The sequence below is a fragment of the Kitasatospora sp. NPDC057518 genome (assembly GCF_042802075.1).
GTDB lineage: Bacteria > Actinomycetota > Actinomycetes > Streptomycetales > Streptomycetaceae > Kitasatospora.
In genome coordinates, this window is the sequence record NZ_JBHVEU010000676.1 from 1 (window position 1) to 3154 (window position 3154).

A 3154-nucleotide genomic window follows, 5' to 3' on the forward strand; every position below is an offset into this window, starting at 1 on the left:
CCACCCGAAGGCGTGACCCGCCGCACCCGGCCCGACAGCCGCACCGGCTCAGTTGGGCGAGCCGTGCTGGGCGCGCCAGGCGTCCCAGCCGGCCGAGGACGCCACCTTCGCGTCGTGCAGGGCCCGCTGGGCGAGCGCGGTCGGAGCGGTCTCCAGGCTCCGCAGCCAGCCGCGGCCGGCGGTGAACAGCGCGGCGCACACCATCGCCGCGCCGGCCGCGCCGAGCAGCGATCCGACGCCGGTGAGCACCACGCCGCCGGCCAGCAGCGAGCGGTTGACCTGAAGCCCGTTGAAGATCTGGTTGGTCGCCATGCCTCCACGATGCGGGCAGTCGGCGGGGGCTGCACCTCGGGCCGCTCCGGGGTGCGGGGCCCTTCCGGGGTGCGGAGCGCTTCCGGGTGCGGGGCCCCCGGGCGTCCGCGACCCTGGGCACACGGAGTGCGCCCGGAGCGAGGAGGAGGCGCGATGCCCGATCTCGAACAGCTCGCCGTGGAGCACGCCGCCCGGGCGGCCGAGAGCCCGCACGGGCGCAGCGCCCACCTGGTCCTGCACGACGGGATCCTGCGGCAGACCGTGATCGCGCTGACCGCCGGCACCGCGCTGGACGAGCACAACCCGCCCACCGCGGGCAGCGTCCAGGTGCTGCGCGGCCGGGTCTCGCTGACCATCGCCGGCCGGCGGCTGGAACTGGCGGCCGGCCGCCTGGAGCCCGTCCCGCAGGAGCGGCACGGGCTGCTGGCGCACGTCGACTCGGTGGTGCTGCTGACCGCCGTCACCCCGTAGCGGGCGGCGGAACACCCGCTACGGGCGCGCGGGGCGCACCCCACGGGCGGGGCGCACCCCACGGGCGGGACGTTCCCTACGGCCGCACGGGGTTGAACACACTGTCGCTGACCAGCCGCAGCCCGCGCAGGAAGTCCTGCCCGCTGGGCGCGAGTTCGGGCGCGGCCAGCCACTGGGCGCAGTAACCGGCCAGCAGGGTCTGGTAGAAGCTCCCGAGGGCGACCTCCTCCTCGGTGTCCGGCACCTCGGGCAGCCCCCGGAACACCGCGGCGAGGCCGAGCCGGCCCTCCTTCTGCGCCGCCGCGAAGGCCTGCGCCAGCTCGGGGGCGTGCCCGGCCTGGGCGAGCGCCTCGAACTGGGCCGCCCAGAGCCCGCGGTGCTCGACGAAGACCTCCCGCAGCCCGTCCCAGACCGCCGCGAAGCGCACCTCCGGGTCGTCCGACACCTGGTTGGCGGCGATCACCACCGCGCCGAGCGCCTCCCCCATCTCCCCGATCGCCTCGATCATCGCCGCGTTGAGCAGCGTCTCCTTCGAGCCGAAGTGGTAGCCGATCGCGGCCAGGCTGACGCCGGAGGCGGTCGCGATGTCACGGGCGGTGGTGCGCCCGTAGCCCTTCTCGTACAGGCAGCGCTTGGCGCCGGCCATCAGGTCTTCGCGGTTTCCCATGCCCCGATCCTACGGAAGAACTGAACAGATGTCTTGCACATCTGTACTAGACAAGCGTCTGACACATCCGTACCGTCTTCCCCATGACCGCAACCACCGGCCGCGCAGGCCGTCGCGAATGGATCGGCCTGGCCGTCCTCCTGCTCCCGACCCTCGTCCTCACCATGGACATGGGCGTGCTCTTCTTCGCCGTCCCGTACATCTCCACCACGCTGGCGCCGAGCGGCACCCAGCAGCTGTGGATCATGGACATGTACTCGTTCCTGCTGGCCGGGCTGCTCATCACGATGGGCGCGCTGGGCGACCGGATCGGCCGCCGCCGACTGCTGATGATCGGCGCCGCCGGCTTCGCGGGCGCCTCGCTGCTGGCCGCCTGGTCACACGACGCCAGCCAGCTCATCGCGGCCCGCGCCGTGCTCGGCGCCGCCGGGGCCACCGTGATGCCCTCGACCCTCGCGCTGATCCGCACGATGTTCCACGACCCCAGGCAGCGGCAGATCGCGCTCGGCGCCTGGGGCGGCATCCTCACCGCCGGGGCCACCCTCGGCCCGGTCGCCGGCGGCCTGCTGCTGGAGCACTTCTGGTGGGGCTCGGCCTTCCTGCTCGCCGTCCCGGTCATGGCCCTGGTGCTGCTGACCGCGCCCGTCCTGCTCCCCGAGTACCGCTCCACCCGCCGCACCGGCCGCTTCGACCTGCTCGGCGCCGCGCTGTCGCTGGCCGCGATCCTGCCGCTGGTCTACGGCGTCAAGACGATCGCCGTCGAGGGCTGGAGCCTCCTGCCCGGGCTCGCCGTCGCCGCCGGACTGCTGCTGGCCGGCGCCTTCGTCCAGCGCCAGCGCACCGCCGCGAACCCGCTGCTCGACCTCGGCCTGTTCCGGATCCGCACCTTCAGCGGCGCGATCAGCGTCAACAGCATCGCGATGTTCGCGATGATGGGCTTCGCCCTCTTCACCTCCCAGTACCTCCAGCTGGTCAAGGGCATGAGCCCGCTGACCGCCTCGCTCTGGTCGCTGGTGCCGAGCCTGGGCGTCGGCGCGGCGGTCGGCGTCAGCTCGGCGCTGGCCGGCCGGCTCCGCCCGGCGGTGCTGATGGGCGGCGGCTTCCTGGTCGGCTCGGCGGGCTTCGCGATGATGACCCAGGTCGGCCCGCACTCCCCGCTGGCACTCGTCCTCACCGCGGCCGGCGTACTGGCCGCCGGGACGGTCGGCACCATGACGATGACCGCCGAGATGGTCGTCTCCGCCGCCCCGGTCGAGCAGGCCGGCGCCGCCTCCGCCACCTCCGAGACCGCCGTCGAACTCGGCAGCTCCCTCGGCATCGCCCTGCTCGGCGCGGCCGGCGCCGCCGTCTACCACCACCGGCTGGACGGCGCCCTCCCGGCCGGCGTCGACGGCGAGGCCGCCCGGACCGCCCAGGACACCCTCGGCGGCGCGGCCACCGTCGCCGCCCACCTGCCCGACCGGCTCGGCGCCGACCTGCTGGAGACCGCCCGCACCGCCTTCACCGACGGCCTGCACGTCGCCGCCGTGGTCGGCCTGGTCTTCGCCCTGGGCGCCGCGGTCCTGGCCTACCGCCTGATGCGCCACCTCCCGGCCGCCACCCCCGCCCCCGCCCCGGAGCCCGTCACCGTCTGACCCGGCCGGCCCGATCCACGCGAGTCATCGAGAGCCCCCGCCCACCCGGGCGGGGGCTCTCCGCCGTTCC

At 74.8% G+C, this 3154-nt stretch carries 4 protein-coding genes; 2 read left to right on the forward strand and 2 right to left on the reverse strand.

Going from position 1 to position 3154, the window contains the following annotated elements; genetic code table 11:
- Positions 1 to 48: 48 nt before the first annotated feature.
- Positions 49 to 312 (reverse strand): hypothetical protein, encoded by a 264-nt coding sequence (locus tag ACFU7Z_RS38170; protein WP_074001753.1) that lies wholly within the window; start codon positions 310 to 312, stop codon positions 49 to 51.
- A 153-nt stretch (positions 313 to 465) separates the two neighbouring features.
- Between ACFU7Z_RS38170 and ACFU7Z_RS38175 the strand changes: the two genes are divergently transcribed.
- Complete coding sequence (locus ACFU7Z_RS38175) at positions 466 to 783, forward strand: cupin (protein ID WP_380782708.1); 318 nt, start codon at positions 466 to 468, stop codon at positions 781 to 783.
- Between the two features lie 76 nt (positions 784 to 859).
- On the opposite strand, the gene ACFU7Z_RS38180 is transcribed toward ACFU7Z_RS38175, so the two are convergent.
- A complete protein-coding gene (locus ACFU7Z_RS38180) occupies positions 860 to 1450 on the reverse strand; it encodes a TetR/AcrR family transcriptional regulator (RefSeq protein WP_380782711.1) in 591 nt (196 codons plus the stop codon).
- A gap of 83 nt (positions 1451 to 1533) precedes the next feature.
- Here ACFU7Z_RS38180 and ACFU7Z_RS38185 point away from each other — a divergent pair, with 83 nt between their 5' ends.
- On the forward strand, positions 1534 to 3084 hold the full coding sequence (locus ACFU7Z_RS38185) for an MFS transporter (RefSeq protein ID WP_380782713.1): 1551 nt from the start codon (positions 1534 to 1536) through the stop codon (positions 3082 to 3084).
- Positions 3085 to 3154: the final 70 nt, after the last annotated feature.

Coding starts and splice junctions, on each gene's coding strand:
- ACFU7Z_RS38170 (WP_074001753.1), bottom strand. CDS start 312: ATGGCGACCAACCAGATCTTCAACGGGCTTCAGGTCAACCGCTCGCTG.
- ACFU7Z_RS38175 (WP_380782708.1), top strand. CDS start 466: ATGCCCGATCTCGAACAGCTCGCCGTGGAGCACGCCGCCCGGGCGGCC.
- ACFU7Z_RS38180 (WP_380782711.1), bottom strand. CDS start 1,450: ATGGGAAACCGCGAAGACCTGATGGCCGGCGCCAAGCGCTGCCTGTAC.
- ACFU7Z_RS38185 (WP_380782713.1), top strand. CDS start 1,534: ATGACCGCAACCACCGGCCGCGCAGGCCGTCGCGAATGGATCGGCCTG.